General features: G+C 53.9%; 10 protein-coding genes and 1 pseudogene. 9 read left to right on the top strand and 2 right to left on the bottom strand.

The genetic code is table 11. The annotated features are described in order from the left end of the window. Nucleotides 1-12 precede the first annotated feature (12 nt). The 4 genes from fdxH to DMB82_RS13930 all read left to right on the top strand — a co-directional run bounded on the left by fdxH (nucleotide 13) and on the right by DMB82_RS13930 (nucleotide 4,327). On the top strand, nucleotides 13-921 hold the full coding sequence (fdxH, locus tag DMB82_RS13915; RefSeq protein ID WP_102116610.1) for a formate dehydrogenase subunit beta: 909 nt from the start codon (nucleotides 13-15) through the stop codon (nucleotides 919-921). Next, nucleotides 914-1,549 carry a formate dehydrogenase-N subunit gamma gene (fdnI, locus tag DMB82_RS13920; protein ID WP_102116611.1) on the top strand — a complete coding sequence of 212 codons (636 nt, stop codon included), beginning with the start codon at nucleotides 914-916 and terminating at the stop codon, nucleotides 1,547-1,549. The genes fdxH and fdnI overlap by 8 nt, the downstream gene beginning before the upstream one ends. A 437-nt stretch (nucleotides 1,550-1,986) precedes the next feature. Continuing rightward, complete coding sequence (locus DMB82_RS13925) at nucleotides 1,987-3,063, top strand: sugar ABC transporter substrate-binding protein (protein WP_116164269.1); 1,077 nt, start codon at nucleotides 1,987-1,989, stop codon at nucleotides 3,061-3,063. A gap of 13 nt (nucleotides 3,064-3,076) precedes the next feature. Then, nucleotides 3,077-4,327, top strand: coding sequence for an LVIVD repeat-containing protein (locus DMB82_RS13930; protein ID WP_102116613.1), 1,251 nt, complete (start codon nucleotides 3,077-3,079; stop codon nucleotides 4,325-4,327). 53 nt (nucleotides 4,328-4,380) lie between these two features. Here DMB82_RS13930 and pgl read toward each other — a convergent pair whose 3' ends face one another. Both pgl and DMB82_RS13940 read right to left on the bottom strand, forming a co-directional pair. After that, nucleotides 4,381-5,379: a 6-phosphogluconolactonase gene (gene pgl / locus DMB82_RS13935; RefSeq protein WP_102116614.1), complete on the bottom strand. Its 999-nt coding sequence runs from the start codon at nucleotides 5,377-5,379 to the stop codon at nucleotides 4,381-4,383. A gap of 165 nt (nucleotides 5,380-5,544) precedes the next feature. Beyond that, nucleotides 5,545-5,751 (bottom strand): annotated as a pseudogene (locus tag DMB82_RS13940) (IS1 family transposase); the annotation flags it as partial. A 132-nt stretch (nucleotides 5,752-5,883) separates the two neighbouring features. Between DMB82_RS13940 and DMB82_RS13945 the strand changes: the two are divergent. The 5 genes from DMB82_RS13945 (at nucleotide 5,884) to DMB82_RS13965 (ending at nucleotide 19,886) form a co-directional block, all read left to right on the top strand. Beyond that, a complete protein-coding gene (locus tag DMB82_RS13945) occupies nucleotides 5,884-6,681 on the top strand; it encodes an efflux RND transporter periplasmic adaptor subunit (RefSeq protein WP_102116615.1) in 798 nt (265 codons plus the stop codon). Continuing rightward, nucleotides 6,678-7,997, top strand: coding sequence for an efflux RND transporter periplasmic adaptor subunit (locus DMB82_RS13950; protein ID WP_116164267.1), 1,320 nt, complete (start codon nucleotides 6,678-6,680; stop codon nucleotides 7,995-7,997). Before DMB82_RS13945 ends, DMB82_RS13950 begins: the two co-directional genes overlap by 4 nt. After that, nucleotides 7,994-10,102, top strand: coding sequence for a site-2 protease family protein (locus DMB82_RS13955; RefSeq protein ID WP_116155696.1), 2,109 nt, complete (start codon nucleotides 7,994-7,996; stop codon nucleotides 10,100-10,102). Before DMB82_RS13950 ends, DMB82_RS13955 begins: the two co-directional genes overlap by 4 nt. Before the next feature lie 285 nt (nucleotides 10,103-10,387). Beyond that, on the top strand, nucleotides 10,388-11,302 hold the full coding sequence (locus DMB82_RS13960) for a phage tail protein (RefSeq protein WP_102116618.1): 915 nt from the start codon (nucleotides 10,388-10,390) through the stop codon (nucleotides 11,300-11,302). Between the two features lie 244 nt (nucleotides 11,303-11,546). Continuing rightward, the gene (locus DMB82_RS13965) at nucleotides 11,547-19,886 is read left to right on the top strand and encodes a putative Ig domain-containing protein (RefSeq protein WP_228399997.1); all 8,340 of its coding nucleotides are present in this window, start codon (nucleotides 11,547-11,549) and stop codon (nucleotides 19,884-19,886) included. Nucleotides 19,887-19,896: the final 10 nt, after the last annotated feature.

Genomic DNA, 19,896 nt, shown 5'->3' on the forward strand with positions numbered 1-19,896 from the left:
GGGTAGCCAACTATGTCAATGCAATCACAAGATGTTATTAAACGTTCGGCCACCAACGGCTTTACACCGCCTCCGCATGTGCGTAACGACAAAAGCGAAGTGGCAAAACTGATCGATGTCACCACCTGTATCGGCTGTAAAGGCTGTCAGGTGGCCTGTTCAGAGTGGAACGACATTCGTGACGACGTCGGCCATAACCTCGGGGTTTATGATAACCCAGCGGATCTGAGCGCCAAATCCTGGACGCTGATGCGCTTTTCCGAAGTGGAAGAGAACGATCGTCTGGAATGGCTGATCCGTAAAGATGGCTGCATGCACTGTAGCGATCCGGGCTGTCTGAAAGCCTGTCCTTCCGCTGGTGCGGTTATTCAGTATGCCAACGGTATCGTCGATTTTCAGTCCGAACACTGTATCGGCTGCGGCTATTGCATCGCCGGCTGCCCGTTCAATATTCCACGTCTGAATAAAGAAGATAACCGCGTCTATAAATGTACGCTGTGCGTCGACAGGGTCAGCGTGGGGCAAGAACCTGCCTGCGTGAAAACCTGTCCGACGGGTGCCATTCGTTTCGGTACGAAAGAAGAGATGAAGCATCTGGCAGAAGAGCGCATCGCCGATCTGAAAAGCCGTGGTTATAAGAATGCAGGCCTCTATGACCCGCAGGGCGTGGGCGGTACACATGTGATGTATGTTCTGCACCACGCAGACAGGCCATCGCTCTACCACAATCTGCCGGATGATCCGCAGATTTCCACGCCGGTCAATCTGTGGAAAGGTATTCTGAAACCACTCTCTGCATTAGGGTTTGTCGCCACGTTCGCTGGGTTAATGTTCCACTACGTCGGTGTGGGTCCGAACACAGAAGAAATGGAGCATGAACACGAGGGAGAAGAGAAAAAAGGGGGAGACAAACATGAGTAAACCACAAATGATTTTGCGTACCAAGTTTATCGATCGCATCTGTCACTGGATTGTGGTGATTAGCTTTTTCTTGGTCGCGCTCTCAGGTATTGCTTTGTTTTTCCCGACCCTGCAATGGCTGACACAGACATTTGGTACGCCACAAATGGGGCGCATTTTGCACCCGTTTTTTGGCGTGCTGATCGTCATTTGCCTGATCCCGATGTTCTTCCGCTTTGTTGGCCACAACATTCCGAAGAAGCGTGACTTGCCGTGGTTCCTCAACATTATTGAAGTGTTGAAAGGCAATGAGCATGAAGTCTCTGAAGTGGGTAAATACAACCCAGGTCAGAAGATGATGTTCTGGAGCATCATGGGGCTGACGCTGGTACTGCTGATCACTGGGGTTATCATGTGGCGCCCGTATTTTGCCCACCTGTTCCCGATTGATATCGTGCGCTACGCTATTCTGATTCATGCCGTTGCGGCTATCGTCCTCATCCATGCCATCCTGATCCATATGTACATGGCGTTCTGGGTTAAAGGGTCGATCAAGGGCATGATTGAAGGCAAGGTCTCCAAGCGCTGGGCGCGTAAACACCACCCACGCTGGGCGCGTGAAATGGAAGAGAAAGAAGCGAAGAAATAATTCACTCGCTTTTGATCCCACCGCATTCGCAAAGTCCGTAGTGCGGTAGTAACGGATAGATCGTAAAGACGCTGCAAGTACGTCCATGTAAGCTCGGATTGCGCCATCCCTGGCGCAAACGCTTTACTCTTCTATTCCGTTACTCCCGTTTTCGTTCGACACATAGGTTTGTCAACGGCCTCAAATGCCCGCCTAGCGGGCATTTTTCTTTTTATCCGCAGTCAGCACGAATCGTTATAACTTAAACCCAAAAGTCATAATGATCTCCTCTTCCTCGTCTATCGCTCAACAGCTATGATGCAGTATCATTTTTAAATAGACATCCAGACATAAAGATAGCTATAAAGTAGTGACGCAGAAAACATAACAATACTGCCATCGACACGACACACTTTCATCAACACAAGATCCCTTTATAAAACGCCATGGAGCTGATAATGAAGAAATTTACGCCCGCCCTGCTTGCACTGAGCTTACTGACAGCATTACCGGCACTGGCGAATCAAAATGCCACTATTGCTCCCGTTCCGGCCACTATCGCCAATCATGATGGCCCAGTTCGCATCGCGGTTATCCGCAACTTGGGTTCCGACGACAACACTACGCAATTTGTTTCCGGCGTGCTCGAAGAAGGTAAAAAACTAGGCTTCAAGGTCAGCACCTTCCTGAGCAACGGCGATGATGCCCGTTTTCAGGATTTCGTGAATCAGGCGATTAGCCAAAAATATGATGGCATCATCCTGTCACAGGGCCGCGATCCCTACTCTACCGATTTGATTAAACGCATCGTCGACAGCGGCATTGCCGTTTCCGTATTTGACACCGCCGTAAATGGCGATATTCCGGGCGTGACCGTCACCCAGCAGGATGACGCCTCCCTGACTAATGAATCACTTGGCCAACTGGTGAAGGATTTCAACGGTAAAGCCAACATTATTAAACTGTGGGTCGCTGGCTTCCCACCGATGGAACGCCGCCAGCTTGCCTATCAACAGATCCTGAAAGCTAACCCCGGCATCAAAGAACTGGAATCGATTGGTGCAGTGTCCTCTGACGTTCAGGGCGATACCGCTAACAAAGTCGGCGCGGTGCTGGCGAAATACCCGAAAGGCAAAATCGATGCCATCTGGGGATCGTGGGATGCTTTCAGCCAAGGTGCTTATAAAGCATTGAAAGAAAACGGCCGGACCGAAATCAAACTGTACAGCATCGACATCTCCAATCAGGATTTGCAGCTAATGCGCGAAGCGAGCAGCCCGTGGAAAGTCAGCGTGGCTGTCGATCCTAAACTGATCGGTAAAGTTAACCTGCGTCTGGTTGCCAACAAGATTGCTGGTGAAGCGACACCTGCGACCTACGAGTTCCGCGCTGCCGCGATTCCACAGGCGCTGTTAGCCAGCCAGGCTGGTGCAGTCAACGTCGCCGGATTGGCGAAAATCATCCCAGGCTGGGGCCAAACGGATGATTTTATCGCACCGTGGTTTGCTACACTGGAAGCCAAACAGGCGAAATAATAGGAGATAACTCATGGCATCGACCCCTCTGCCCACCCCCGATTACAGCCGTAATATGCGGCTGATTGGGCACAGCGATCAGGGTGGCAGACCCGACGGCGTGCAGGTGATGGTTCATCGCGGCTACGCTTACATCGGGCATATGGTTTCACAAGGCGTGTCGATTGTGGATGTGCGCGATGCCAAGAATCCCAAGCCGGCGGGGTTTATTGCTGCCCCGCCCGGCACCTGGAATATCCATCTGCAAACGCATGATGACCTGCTGCTTGTCGTTAACGCGCGCGATTTGTTTGCCGACGCCAGCTTCGCCGAGGAAAAGGTCTATTACACTCGCTCCGTCGCCGACACGGTCAGTACCAAACAGCAGGACAAAAGCTGGAGCGCTGGATTACGGATTTTCGATATCTCAACACCGGATAAACCACGCGAAATCAGCTTCCTGCCGCTGGACGGTATCGGCATTCACCGCATCTGGTACGTGGGCGGGCGCTGGGCCTATGTCTCCGCGCTGCTTGATGGCTACAGCGACTACATCTTTTTGACTATCGATTTGGCCGATCCGCAGCGCCCGGAAGTTGCTGGCCGCTACTGGCTACCCGGCATGCACACCGCCGGTGGGGAAACCGCAAGCTGGCCGGAAGGCAAGCGTTACGCACTGCACCATGCCATCATCAGTGGTGACACCGCCTATGGTAGCTGGCGCGATGGCGGATTGACGCTGTTGGACGTGAGCGATCGCACCAATCCACAGCTCATCAGCCACCGTAACTGGAGCCCACCGTTTGGTGGCGGTACACACACGGCACTACCGTTGCCGGATCGCGATCTGCTGATCGTGTTGGATGAAGCAGTATTGGATAATCAGGAAGATGGCGAGAAATTGATTTGGGTGTTCGATATTCGTGAACCGAGCAATCCGGTGAGCATCGCCACCTTTCCGCAGCCGAAAGAAGCGGACTATGTGAAGAAAGGCGCACACTTTGGCCCACATAATCTGCATGAAAACCGGCCCGGCAGCTTCATTAGTTCGTCACTAATTTTCGCCACGTACCAAAACGCAGGGGTACGGGCTTATGACATCAGTAACCCGTATCAGCCGAAGGAAACGGGTGCACTGGTGCCTGCTGCGCCAGACAGAATGGTCGACAAGCGCCCCGGCAGACCGCAGATTATTCAGTCCTGCGATGTGTTTGTTGATGCCGGCGGCATCATCTACAGCACGGATTACAACGCGGGTTTGTCGATCATCGAATACCGAGGTTAATCGAAAAAAAGCCCTGCGGATCAATGCAGGGCTTATTGTTGTGCGTAGCTAACTTAGTCCAGCGCCAGCACCGACACCCACATTGGCCCCTGACCGACGGCATAACGCGCCAGCGGTTGCAGATCGCCCGAGTTCTGGTCGATGTGATACACCTCAAGGTGCTGCGATTTCTGCCCTGCTGAAATCAGGAACTCACCGGTGTTGTCGATATTGAAACCGCGCGGCTGCGTTTCGGTTGGCTGATGTCCGGTCAGCGTTAACGTGCTGCCGTCTTCAGACACCTGGAAAACACTCAGCAGGCTGGCAGTACGATCGCTGATGTACAGGAAGCGACCATTCGGCGTGATGTGAATATCTGCCGCCCAGCGCGTATCGCTAAAGCCTGCAGGCATAGCATCCAGCGTTTGCACTTTCTGCAATTCCCCGTTGGCTGCATCCAACTGATACACATCCACTGAACTGTCCAGTTCATTCACACAATAGGCAAAACGTTGATTCGGGTGGAAAGCCATATGGCGTGGACCGGCACCCGCTACCGTCGTCATTTCAGCCTGACGGTGTACGCTCAATTCGCCAGCCGCACCCAGATCGAACAGACGGATGCGGTCTTCTTTCAGGCACGGTGCCCATACAACAGAATTGGTTGGATCGATATTGGTAGAGTGGCACCCTTCCAGTCCGTCCAGTTGTTGGATCGGCTCGCCGACAATGCCGTCAGCGCTAATTGGGCTAACGCTGACGCAGGCGCCGCTGTAAGACGCGCTAAACAGGAAACGTCCGTCGTTGTCGGTCGACAGGTGCGTCGGGCTGCCCGGTAATGATGCGCCACCCGCTTGCGTCAATTTACCTTGTTCATCAATACGATAGCTCAGAACCCTGAAATCAGGACGCACGCCAACATACAGGTGACGCTTGTTCGGTGCGATCACCATTGGCTGAACCTGCCCTGGAACGTCAACGGTTTGCAATAATGTCAGATTTCCCTGAGCACCGAGTTGCCAAACATGAATCTGCTGGCTTTCCGGGCTGGCGACATAAACCACTTGCTGCATCGTATTCTCCTTATTTTTCACGCGAATGTGGCGACTCAGGAAGGCTCAAAAGAGGTTGGTTCATCAGAAGGATAACGAACTTGCTCAACCTGACGCACGGTATACCATAAATGACCAATTACTCTATTCTACAGAGACATCGCAAGGCTACTATTGATTTAAGGGTCATGACGAAAATGCGTTGTAATGGTGTTTTTCAATGTAAGTACCGATGACTTTTTCATGTATTTCAAATGAGCGTGAAAAGCAGGTTGTTTTACTCGCCAGACGTTTAATATGAATTCGTAAATTAAGGTTATGTCGCTCAATTCGCTGCGTGAATATCTTATCTGTCAGGTGTTTTTCTGACTCAATTTCTCGTGCGTAGCTACCATCTCATCGTTGATGTTGTCAATCGGGACCATTCTGTACCAAAATAGCCGACAACATCAGTAGCATTCTTTAGTGACGGGTGCCTTCTCTGAATGCAGATCGTCCACAACGCAAACGCAAAGGTAGGCTAATGTGGGTAATTCCAACAAATCAGCATTGCAACATGCCGTAAAACTGCTGACATTTTTTCTATTTACGGTTAATGCACACGCTGACGACCCGTTATTAGCGCCACCTTCCCAGATCCCGTCCTCACTCACCGCCTCAGACAATCAAGCTCGTGGGATACTCACTGCGGTGGCACAAGCGACACTTTCCAGCGATCTGGCAGGACGAATCATCGAATTACCGTTTAAAGAAGGGGAGTCATTCAAGAAAGGCGACCTATTGGTGCGCTTTGATTGCTCGATTTATCAGGCACAACTAGCGGCATCACAATCCGCCATGCGGGCTGCAGAAGCCGAGCTAAGCCAAAATCAACAACTGGCGCAAATGAAATCGGTGGGAAAACACGTTGTCGCACTCTCTGCCGCGCGTTTTTCACAGGCACAGGCAGAAAGTCAAGTTTATCAGATTCAGGTTAATCGCTGTCGCCTTGTCGCTCCCTTTGACGGACAAGTTGTCAAACGTCGTGCTCAAGCCTATGAAAGTGTTGGCCTTGGTACCCCGATAGTCGATATTGTCAATAACCATCATCTTGAAATCACGTTACTGGTTTCCTCTCGCTGGCTGTCTGTTATCAAACCCGGCCTGCCGTTTACGTTTACCCCCGATGAAACGGGTAAACCTCTGCGAGCCAGTGTCTCACGGTTGGGTGCGCGTATCGATGAGAGTAGTCAGACACTCAGCCTGACAGGGACAATCGACACCAAGGACACCGCGCTGATAGCTGGCATGAGCGGTACGGCAAATTTCTCGGAGAAACCGTGAGCACGACGCTGCCCGTTTCTGGCGAACGTATTTTCGCCCGTTTTTTAGATATTGAACGTCAGGTACGTTCAGCCAATACCACGGAAGAGTTGGCCTATTGTATGGTCAACGACAGCCACACATTGTTCGGTTTCCATCATGCTGCATTATTGATTAACGGTACGGTTCGGGCAGTCACAGGAGTAACGCAACCCGCACCTCATGCACCTTTTGTTGCATTTATTGAGCGCGCTTTTACACAATTGCTGCAAACCCAACAATATGAACAGTGCACTGTGGTTAACGCCGCATCACTGGATCAGCAAAGCCGCGACGACTGGCAGGCGTTGTCTGCCGCCGAAGTGCTGTGGGCCCCTCTGAAAGATCGCAAGGGTCGCACGTTTGGCGGAATCTGGTATGCCAGAGATACCCCCTGGCAACAGGCAGAACAGGTACTGGTGGAACAACTTACTCATACCTATAGCCACGCCTGGTTGGCACTGGAGCCACTGCGTGCCTGGAAGCGCCCACGTTGGCAGTGGAAATTCGCAATACCCTGTGTGCTGATCGCCGCCTGTCTGTTTATTCCCGTACGTCAATCTGTACTGGCACCAGCAGAAGTGATCCCTCTCAATGGGCGAGTCGTCGCAGCCCCACTCGATGGCGTGATTCAATCATTTACCGTGCAACCGAATCAACATGTGCGCAAAGGTGATGTATTAGTGCGTATTGACGATACCACACTGAAAGCACAAGCCGATGTGGCCGAACGGGCATTAAACGTGGCAGAAGCAGAATACCGCGCTAACTCACAACGCGCCTTTCAGGATGCAGACTCCAAAACAAGGCTGGACTTCCTTGCGGCACAGGTAGCACAAAAGCGAGCTGAACGGGATTATGCGAATGCATTGCTGAACCGAACAGAAATTCGTGCAGAACGTGACGGGATTGCTGTATTTGCTGATGCTGAACGCTGGACGGGTAAACCCGTGCGAACAGGGGAGCGATTAATGGAGCTTGCCGACCCATCATCTGTATCGCTGCGTATCGAGCTGGATGTTGGTGACGCTATTCAGTTAGAACCCGACGCGCCTATTACTCTCTTTCTGGATAGCGATCCCCTGATACCGCATGCCGCAGTACTAGAACGTATCGCGTATGAGTCTGAACTTACGCCGATCGGCAACCTTGCTTACCGTTTGGATGCTCGCTTTACCGGCACGCCTCCGCGTATTGGATTACGTGGGACAGCAAAAGTCTCTGGTGAATACGTTCCTTTGGCTGTTTATCTCTTTCGACGCCCACTTGCAGCAATGCGTCAATCGGTAGGGCTATGAGTGAATATTTACCCCCCTTAAGAACGGATCTGACTATCACGGAATCCGCCGTAGGACTGGATGGTGCTCCGCAATGGGTCTTGGTCGATCCGGTCACGGGTCGCTATTTCAAGCTCACCCCCTCAGCAATGCGTTTATTACGGCACTGGTCCCTCCGCTATCCCCAACGCGTACTGGATGCCGCTAACCAGGAACCCGGGCTACAACTTCAAGCTAAAGAACTTGAAATATTCGTGCGTTTTTTGAGCAATAATGACTTGATTGCTGCGAGTAATGCCGAACAACGTAAAAAGTATGCATCTAAGGCAGCCGCATCACGCGTCAGCCTGTGGAAGAAACTGCTACATCAATACCTTTTTTTTCGTATCCCCTTGTGGCGACCGGACCCATGGCTGAATCGCTGTTGGCCTATACTGCAACGCATTGGCCCTCTCTTTCTACGCATTACGTTACCATTGATTCTGCTACTGGGGGGATTTCTTGTCAGCCGCGACTGGGTCCGTTACACCCACACATTTCCCCATCTTTTCAGCCTACAGGGGATGGCAACCTTTGGCATCACGCTTATCTTCGCCAAATTCATCCATGAACTAGGGCATGCCTTTATGGCCAAACGCGCCGGATGTCGGGTGCAGAATATGGGCGTTGCTTTTATCGTACTCTTTCCTCTGTTTTACACTGATGTCAGCGATGCCTGGAAGCAAAAAGATCATCGAGCCCGCTTATTGATCAGCGCAGGAGGTATTTTCGCTGAATTGATACTGGCCTCTATTGCTCTACTTACGTGGTCACTGTTGCCAGACGGCCCGATCCGTACCGTCGCATTTATGCTCTCCGGTGTCACATGGGTAACAACGCTGATTATCAACCTTAACCCACTGATGCGTTTTGACGGTTATTTTCTACTGAGTGACTTCTGGCGAGTAGAAAACTTACAGGAACGTGCCTATGCGTTGTGCCGCTGGCGGCTGCGTGAAGTGTTATTTGGTTACGGTCAGCCTGCGCCACAGACGTGGTCACCAGCAATGCAACGTAAATTGTTACTCTGGGGCTATGCCTCATGGATATGGCGTTTTTTCCTGTTTTTCGGTATCGCGCTGCTGGTGTATCACTTTTTTATTAAAGTCGTTGGCATTGTGCTGATGCTGGTAGAAATAGGGTGGTTTATTGTGCTCCCCATCGTCAAGGAAGCCTATATCTGGTGGACCATGCGTAAAATTGCTCATCCCGTTAATCTGCTGCGCTCAGGGCTGATTGTGGCAGCCATACTGGTGCTGGTGCTGTTTCCCTGGCACGGCAGCATTCGTATTCCGGCAGTACTGGAAGCAGAAAACGTCAGTGTCATGTATGCCCCCCTTGCCGCTCAGGTAAAAGCGTTATATGTCACCGAGAGCCAGCAGGTAAAAGCCGGTGACGTGTTACTGGAACTGACGTCATCGGATCTAGATTACCGCATGAATATTGAACGCCAGCAGATTGCCGTCTTGCAGCAAAAGCGACAACGCGGTGCCGTGCGCCAGGAAACCGCAAGCGAAACGCAGATTATTGATCGCCAATTGGCCGAATCGCTCGCCCGTTATCGAGGCCTTGATGCACAGCGACAACGATTATCCATCACCGCGTTGCAGGCAGGACAAGTGAGAGATGTGGCTCGTGATATGACGGAAGGTCGCTGGTTAACGGCGGATATGCCCCTGCTGCGCATCGTTGAACAAGGTGCAGGAAAGGTACAGGGATATTTACCGGAAGACACGCTAAAACGGGCGAAAACAGGCATGCAGGGTGATTTTATCGCAGACGATCCTGCTTATCCTCGACTGGCAGTACAACTGAAAGACATTGCCCCCACCGGCACTGCTTGGTTACAGCAGGAAATGTTGGCCTCCGATCGTCACGGGCCTATCGCTGTACGCCGTGACCGTGATCATAATCCTCAACCTATTCAGGCGCAGTACCGCGTTCGTTTCGTGGTAAACGGGGGACCATTCCAACTGCCGCAGCAACCGTTACGCGGTAGCGTAATTCTGGAAGGGGAAAAGGAATCCCTCCTTGGTGCTGTGTGGCGTCGGGTAGCGGCATTGGGTATCAGAGAAAGTGGGTTCTAATTCGTTGAAGATGAACCGTTCCACAGCAATGCAATATATTATTCGATTAATTATATTACGTTGTTTTTTATGTGATGGGATAAGAAATATTTTATTTTATCAGCGACAGATCTCTCCGGCTTAGACTATGTTTTTATAGTGGTTAACGTTCTGACCACAATATCGATTACGACACAACATCCTGATTGCCCCATCCTCTGGGGTTAAAACATTATGATTAAAATTAATTATCAGATGCGCTTCACTATACGATGAGGTCGTCATCTGTCTAAGGAGAGATGAGTAATGAAGCGAGTTCAACGTTTGTTTATCAAATCAATTCTTGCTGGCGCATTAGGTTTTGCTATGTTCCCAGCGTCAGCAGATGCTTGTACTTACGAGCCTTATTTGGGCTCCGTTTGCTATATGGCCAGCAACTATTGTCCTGAATCTTACTTACCTGCCGATGGACGGACAATGAGCGTATCCCAAAATCAGGCACTCTATGCCGTGATTGGCAACCTTTATGGTGGTAGCGCACCGAATACCTTCGCGTTGCCCGATTTACGGGGCAGAGCAGCGATAGGTGCCGGCAGACTTAATGGTAATACCCCGCTTTATAATGCCGGGCAACAAGTCGGGCAGGAAGGCGCACCGTTTATTGCGTCTACATCAGTCACGCTGACGGCCTCTCAGATTCCGCCGCATACACACCCCGCCACCCTGACGTTGAACGGCTCTGCCGGTACGACACCGGTGGCCAGCGGTTCCGTTTCTTTGGCGCTTTCTGGCAGCATCACCAACCTACCTTTCAGCGCCGTCGCCAGTCTTCCCGTGACCGGTATTGCCAAAATTGGTTCGTCCACCACAACCGGACGTAGTGCTAACCTGACCGATAAAGCCTTGTTGACCACGGTTGTTGGGCCTGCAGCCCAAATCTATGCCCCTTCTGGCACCAATGATCGGCAGGTGGGGCCGGATGGCGGCGTGACAGGTACCGCGAGTGGCTCGGTCAGTGGTACTGCTAGCGGTGGACAGTTAGCGGGAACAGCGTCAGGCAATGTCAGTCTGCCGTTAACCGCTGCAGTTTCGGTAGGGCCAAATGCGACGCTTCCAGCTCCGGTAGTCATTCAGGTACCCGTATCGTTGCCGGTGCGCGATCCGTCATTAACCATGACCGCCTGTATTGCAGTGAATGGTCTTTATCCGCCTCGTCCTTGAAGTGATGATCAGCGCAAGGGGGACAGGTTGCTGTCACCCTTGCGACAAACGATGCTCATGTGACATAGTTGTGCGGAAAGTAGCATTAAATGCTAAAAAACTGTTAATTTACTCAACCAGACATAATGTAAATGATTGTTGTAAATCGACACAGTCATTGATTATAGCCGGTAATTATTTTTAATCGTTCTTGATACTAACCCGCTTTATTGTTGACAGCACTTCGTGGCTTTGGGGTATCTCTATGTTATGGCGTCATCTGTTCCGTAAGAAAGGCAACTACCCAGTGTGCTCTCGTAAAGAGATTTCTGACATACCATTGGGATATGTATTAGAAGCTCGCATGTTGTTTGATGGTGCCATTGCCGCTACCGCAGATCAGGCCAGTACCACGCAACATACCTCCCAGGACACGAATGCAGAGGCATCGGTGCATACCGATAACACCGACAGTACAGCGGTGGCTATTGATAGTAATGTAATACAGCCCCACAAAGAGGTGGTTTTCATTGACACCTCGGTGGCTGATTACCAAACATTGGTAAACCAAGTGCCTTCTGGTGTAGATGTCGTATTGCTGGACAGCAGCAAAGACGGACTGACCCAGATGGCAGAGTGGGCACAAACCCACCACGGTTATGATGCAATTCACATTATCAGCCATGGCAGTGAGGGGCAGGTTTCACTCGGAACACTGGCGTTAAACACGAATACCGCGTTAACAAGAGCCTCTGATTTAGCCACTCTCGGTTCTGCCCTCACAGAGACAGGAGACATTCTGTTCTATGGATGTGATATTGGGTCACCCGGAGGATCCGCATTTATACAGCTGTTAAGTGATACAACTGGCGCTGACATTGCGGCTTCTAACGATAACACCGGTGCTGCCGCGCTAGGCGGTGACTGGGTACTCGAAACATCAGTGGGTAGTATTCAGGCCGATGTCCTGAGCGTATCCGATTACTCACACGTGCTCTCAACGGTAACATTTGTCGTAGATTCGCAAGAAGATACGGATGCAAATAATAATAATATGTTCGTGCGCACTATCGACGGGGCGAGTTTCACGTTTAAGGCTGGCTCAACAATCACAGGAAAGAGCGCGAGTTATCTCGATATTCAGGAAGATACAGACCCTAATTACCAGATTTCCGGTGGTGGGATTGGGCCGGGGATCTATTCGCTATCCGACCGTAATGGCGGTAGTGGTATGGATTTCGAGATCTCGGTACAAAGTGGCTATAGCTTTGATTTGACGGGATTCGAAACGCAACTTCGAACCGGTAATCTGACGATTTATTATGTTAAAGAGGGTGTCACCAATTCTTTCTCTCTTACTCCTGGCGCGGATTCATTTCATACCTACAGTGGCTTAACAACATTGAATGATGTGACGTCAGTGGTATTTACCTCGGATGACTTTGGCCTTTTTCAAAACATTATTATCACCGATGTTAAAGCGATTACGCCAAAAGACTCGACCTCTACGCTAACCGCTGGCGCCGCTAGCGAGGCGACAACGTTTTCTACCACGGCGACGTCAGTGGGCAGCGCGACGTCACTGATGGATTTCACGATTACGGACACCGGTGATTCGGACGGGGCAGCCACTACCGTCAGCGAGTTATACGCAAACGTCAGTGGAAGTGCGACATCATCAGAACTGAGTAATATGACCTTTCTGCTCAGCGGCCCCGATGCCTCTAACGTGGTGGGCACGTACGACAGTAGTACTGGTAGAATCACATTTTCTGGGCTGAATGTGTCGATTAGCGACGGCGGCCACGAAACCTATACCATCAAAGCCTATCTCAACGATAACGCCAGCAGTAACGACATCACCGATCATCACACGGTAATACTGTCCATCAATGCCAGTAACGTGGCCACTGAGTCGGGAAGTTCCACCTTTACGGGTGCCCAGACCAGCGTGACCAACGGTAGCGGCGCCAGCATTGACGTCGTCGCCACCAAGTTGATTTATAACCAAGCACCCTCGACGTCGGTGGTCAGCGGAATTAATTTCACCAATCAGCCCGTGATCTTCGCCGTTGACGATCGTGGCAATATTGATACTGATTTCAGCAGTTCGGTGACATTGAGCGAAAATGGTAGCGGCTCGCTGACCGGCACCACCCAGGTAACCGCCTCAAACGGTATTGCCACCTTTAGCGGAGTGAAGTACACCTCGGCCAGTGATGCCGATGCTAACTTCGTGCTGACGGCGGCGTCCGGTAGTCTCGCCAGCACCACATCAGCTGCCATTAATCCCGATGTGGTTGCCACAGGATTGGTCTTTTCCACGCAGCCAACACCAACTGTTATTCAAGACGGGCAGAGTACGTCCTTCACCGTAACCCCCGTGGTACAGGCAGTCGATGCCAATGGCATGGTAGATCAGGATTACACCACCAATATCGTGCTCTCGGTGACTGACCCTAACGACAGTGTCGTCGATGGAACGGTCAATAGCCTGACAGTCACCTCTGGCGATCAGGATGCCAGCGCTACGACGGTAACATTAACGCAGTCTGGCGGTATCGCCACTTACACGGGACTGATCATTCAGTACACCAACAGTGGCAGCGCCAATACACTGGCGTTGCGCGCAACCTCGGGCGCACTAACAGCGGTCAACAGTTCATCAATAACGTCAACCGTCAATACCGCCCCGGTATTCAGCAACCTGAACGGTGGTACGACCTATACCGAAAATGGCAGCGCGGTGGTGATGGATAACAATGTCACCGTCGCCGATACCGAATTGGATGGCCTGAACAGTGGGCAGGGCAACTATAACGGTGCGTCGATCACTCTCGCCCGCAATGGTGGAGCCAGCAGTAACGATCTCTTCGGCAATAGCGGGCTGTTAGGCACGCTGACGCAAGGACAAAACTTCACCTACAACGGTACGACGGTGGGCAGTGTCACAACCAATTCCGCTGGCACGCTGACGCTGACGTTCAATAGCAGTGCCACCTCGGCGATGGTAGATGCGGTGCTGCAATCCCTGACCTATACCAACAGTTCTGACAATCCACCGACCAGCGTCACCCTGAACTGGACCTTTAATGACGGGTCGCTCAATAGCACGGGGACTAATCAGGCGGTGCTGGCCATCACGCCAGTCAACGATGCACCGACCATCAGCACCCCGTCTGTCAGCAAAACTTTCAATGAAGATAGCGCCCAGAGCTTTAGCGCCGCCGATTTTGGTTTCAGTGATGTGGACAGCAGCGACACGCTGCAATCCATTACCATCGTCACGGCACCGACCGCCGGTGAGCTGTTTATTGACGCCAATAGCGACGGTGTGCGCGGCGTCGGCGATACGTTGCTTGGCGATGGTGCGGTGGTCAGTGCGGCCGACATCAGCAAACTGACCTTCCACCCGGCGGCGAATGCCAACGGCGCGGGGTATGCCACCTTTACCTGGACGGTCAGCGATGGTACAGCATCGTCCACTGACATAGGGAGCATGACGCTCAATGTAACAGCGGTCAACGACGCACCGGTCATCAGCGACACCAATATCAGCAAAACCTTCAATGAAGATACGGCCCAGACGTTCACTGCCTCAGACTTTGGTTTCAGTGATGTAGACACTGGCGACACACTGCAATCCATCACTATCGTCACCGGGCCGAGCGCCGGTGAGTTGTTTATTGACGCCAACAATGACGGGGTACGCGGTGGCGGCGATACCTTGCTTAGCAATGGCTCGGTGGTCAGCGCGGCTGACATCGGCAAACTGACCTTCCGCGCGACGGCAAATGCCAACGGCGTGGGTTATGCCACCTTCACCTGGAAGGTCAGTGATGGTACGGTGTTGTCCGGCAATACCGGGACGATGACCCTCAACGTAACATCGGTTAACGATGCGCCGACGTTATCGAGCGGCATGACGGTAAACCTGGCCTCAACGACGGAGGATGTGACGTCATCTGCCACTACGGTGTCGTCGTTGCTTAACGGCGCAGGCTATGGGGATGTCGATAGCGGGGCATCCGGCGGCATTGCGATTACTACCGCGGCAGGGAATGGCGACTGGCAGTACTCCACGGATAATGGCGCTAACTGGTTTAGTATCGGGACAGTATCTGGCTCATCGGCGCTGCTGTTAGGCTCAACGGCGCAGCTTCGTTATGTACCGGACAGCGCCAATGGTGAAACGACCACGCTGAGCTTCAAGGCGTGGGATCAAACCAGTGGTAGCGCGACAGTTGGTGGCAGTAAAGGCCTAGCGGACACCTCGACATCTGGCGACAGCAGCGCATTCTCGACCAACAATGCACAAGTCTCATTGGTCGTCACCAGTGTGAATGATGCCCCCACTATCGACAGTACAGTCAGTAGCCAAAGTGCAACCAAAGACGCCGTCTTCAGCTTCACCGTGCCAGTGGGTACTTTTGTCGATGTCGATAATGGCGACGTGTTGACACTGAGCGCAACACAGTCAGATGGCTCGGCACTCCCGAGCTGGCTGAGCTTCAATCCCGCTACCAGAACCTTCTCAGGAACACCGGCTAACGCTGATATCGGTAATCTGACGATCAGAATAACGGCAACGGACAGCAGTAATGCATCGGTTAGCACCACCTTTGGGTTAACGGTCAACGACAATAACCACGCACCTGTGGTCGCCACCCCCCTCGCTGACCAGACTATCGCACAAGACGGCAGTCTCAGTTTTAGCGTTCCGACAGGCACATTTACCGACTCCGATGTGGGTGACACCTTAACCCTCAGCGCTACGCTGGCGGACGGCTCTGCCCTGCCGAGTTGGCTCAGCTTTAGCTCGGCCACCGGCACCTTCTCTGGTACGCCGGGCAACAGTGATGTCGGCAGCCTGAGCATTAGGGTGACCGCCACCGACGGCAGCAATGCCGCGGTCAGCACCACCTTTGCACTGACCGTCAGCAATATCAATGATGCACCGGTGGCTTCCGGCAGCGTGTCGCCACAAAGCGTGGCGCAGGACAGCCCGCTGAATTTCACCCTGCCGGGCGGCCTGTTTACCGACTCCGATGTGGGCGATACCTTGACCCTCAGCGCCACGCTGGCGGACGGCTCTGCCCTGCCGAGTTGGCTCAGCTTTAGCTCGGCCACCGGCACCTTCTCTGGTACGCCGGGCAACAGTGATGTCGGCAGCCTGAGCATTAGGGTGACCGCCACCGACGGCAGCAATGCCGCGGTCAGCACCACCTTTGCACTGACCGTCAGCAATATCAATGATGCACCGGTGGCTTCCGGCAGCGTGTCGCCACAAAGCGTGGCGCAGGACAGCCCGCTGAATTTCACCCTGCCGGGCGGCCTGTTTACCGACTCCGATGTGGGCGATACCTTGACCCTCAGCGCCACGCTGGCGGACGGCTCTGCCCTGCCGAGCTGGCTCAGCTTTAACCCGGCCACCGGCACCTTCTCCGGTACGCCGAGCAACAGTGATGTCGGCAGCCTGAGTATCAGGGTGACGGCGAGCGATGGCGATGCCGCGGTCAGCACCACCTTTGCACTGACCGTCAGCAATATCAATGATGCACCGGTGGCTTCCGGCAGCGTGTCGCTACAAAGCGTGGCGCAGGACAGCCCGCTGAATTTCACCCTGCCGGGCGGCCTGTTTACCGACTCCGATGTGGGCGATACCTTGACCCTCAGCGCCACGCTGGCGGACGGCTCTGCCCTGCCGAGTTGGCTCAGCTTTAGCTCGGCCACCGGCACCTTCTCTGGTACGCCGGGCAACAGTGATGTCGGCAGCCTGAGCATTAGGGTGACCGCCACCGACGGCAGCAATGCCGCGGCCAGCGCCACCTTTGCACTGACCGTCAGCAATATCAATGATGCACCGGTGGTTTCCGGCAGCGTGGCACCACAAAGCGTGGCGCAGGACAGCCCGCTGAATTTCACCCTGCCGGGCGGCCTGTTTACCGACTCCGATGTGGGCGATACCTTGACCCTCAGCGCCACGCTGGCGGACGGCTCGGCGCTGCCGAGCTGGCTCAGCTTTAACCCGGCCACCGGCACCTTCTCCGGCACGCCAGCTAACGGCGATGTCGGCAGCCTGAGTATCAGGGTGACGGCGAGCGATGGCGATGCAGCGGTCAGCACCACCTTTGCACTGACCGTCAGCAATATCAATGATGCACCGGTGGCTTCCGGCAGCGTGTCGCCACAAAGCGTGGCGCAGGACAGCCCGCTGAATTTCACCCTGCCGGGCGGCCTGTTTACCGACTCCGATGTGGGCGATACCTTAACCCTCAGCGCCACGCTGGCGGACGGCTCTGCCCTGCCGAGCTGGCTCAGCTTTAACCCGGCCACCGGCACCTTCTCCGGCACGCCAGCTAACGGCGATGTCGGCAGCCTGAGTATCAGGGTGACCGCCACCGACGGCAGCAATGCCGCGGCCAGCGCCACCTTTGCACTGACCGTCAGCAATATCAATGATGCACCGGTGGCTTCCGGCAGCGTGTCGCTACAAAGTGTGGCGCAGGGCAGCCCGCTGAATTTCACCCTGCCGGGCGGCCTGTTTACCGACTCCGATGTGGGCGATACCTTAACCCTCAGCGCCACGCTGGCGGACGGCTCGGCGCTGCCGAGCTGGCTCAGCTTTAACCCGGCCACCGGCACCTTCTCCGGCACGCCAGCTAACGGCGATGTCGGCAGCCTGAGTATCAGGGTGACCGCCACCGACGGCAGCAATGCCGCGGCCAGCGCCACCTTTGCACTGACCGTCAGCAATATCAATGATGCACCGGTGGTTTCCGGCAGCGTGGCACCACAAAGCGTGGCGCAGGACAGCCCGCTGAATTTCACCCTGCCGGGCGGCCTGTTTACCGACTCCGATGTGGGCGATACCTTGACCCTCAGCGCCACGCTGGCGGACGGCTCGGCGCTGCCGAGCTGGCTCAGCTTTAACCCGGCCACCGGCACCTTCTCCGGCACGCCAGCTAACGGCGATGTCGGCAATCTGAGCATTAGGGTGACCGCCACCGACGGCAGCAATGCCGCGGCCAGCGCCACCTTTGCACTGACCGTCAGCAATATCAATGATGCACCGGTGGCTTCCGGCAGCGTGTCGCTACAAAGTGTGGCGCAGGGCAGCCCGCTGAATTTCACCCTGCCGGGCGGCCTGTTTACCGACTCCGATGTGGGCGATACCTTAACCCTCAGCGCCACGCTGGCGGACGGCTCTGCCCTGCCGAGCTGGCTCAGCTTTAACCCGGCCACCGGCACCTTCTCCGGCACGCCAGCTAACGGCGATGTCGGCAGCCTGAGTATCAGGGTGACCGCCACCGACGGCAGCAATGCCGCGGCCAGCGCCACCTTTGCACTGACCGTCAGCAATATCAATGATGCACCGGTGGTTTCCGGCAGCGTGGCACCACAAAGCGTGGCGCAGGACAGCCCGCTGAATTTCACCCTGCCGGGCGGCCTGTTTACCGACTCCGATGTGGGCGATACCTTGACCCTCAGCGCCACGCTGGCGGACGGCTCTGCCCTGCCGAGCTGGCTCAGCTTTAACCCGGCCACCGGCACCTTCTCCGGCACGCCAGCTAACGGCGATGTCGGCAATCTGAGCATTAGGGTGACCGCCACCGACGGCAGCAATGCCGCGGCCAGCGCCACCTTTGCACTGACCGTCAGCAATATCAATGATGCACCGGTGGTTTCCGGCAGCGTGGCACCACAAAGCGTGGCGCAGGACAGCCCGCTGAATTTCACCCTGCCGGGCGGCCTGTTTACCGACTCCGATGTGGGCGATACCTTGACCCTCAGCGCCACGCTGGCGGACGGCTCTGCCCTGCCGAGCTGGCTCAGCTTTAACCCGGCCACCGGCACCTTCTCCGGCACGCCAGCTAACGGCGATGTCGGCAATCTGAGCATTAGGGTGACCGCCACCGACGGCAGCAATGCCGCGGTCAGCACCACATTCAGCATGTCGGTTACCCCTGCTGCCGTAAACGGTGGCGATCCTGAATTCAGACTGGGGAGTAATGATCAAACACCTATAATGTCACCGACGAATTCGGTGACGATAACTTTGGGCCAGTCACAGAATACCCCCATTACGCTGGGTAGCATATTCTCTCAAGCGTCACTTCCAGGGTTTGATGCCAACAGAACGACCAATACATCAACGGTAACATCAACGCTTTTTCAGTCTCCTGTAAATCAACCCCAAGCAGGCGCAATGCCCATGGGCCAGATAGCGAATACGTTTGCGCCGGGAAGCCTTGATGTGGGGACGACAAGCCGGTTTGATAGCTCACTTGGCGCGTTCCCCAGCTTTAATAACGGCGGGGCGTTAGGGGGAAATTCTACCTTATCGGGTGTGTTCTCTGGCATGAATCTTCCATCGATTACGCCGATGGAAGTGTTCTCCCGCGGAAGTTGGCAAGGGGTTAACGTTGATAACAACAGTCGCACCCCACTGACATCACTACCGGATGCAACTGCCATGGAATTTGCACCTAACTTAGAACAGCAGTTACAAAGCATTGGCAATTTGAAATTACAACGACTGGCGGTTATCGAACAGGCGTTGCTTGATATGGATAAACACAGCATTGAGGCAGAACGTTCATGAGTACAACAAT

Source organism: Pectobacterium aquaticum, from assembly GCF_003382565.3.
Taxonomy (GTDB): domain Bacteria; phylum Pseudomonadota; class Gammaproteobacteria; order Enterobacterales; family Enterobacteriaceae; genus Pectobacterium; species Pectobacterium aquaticum.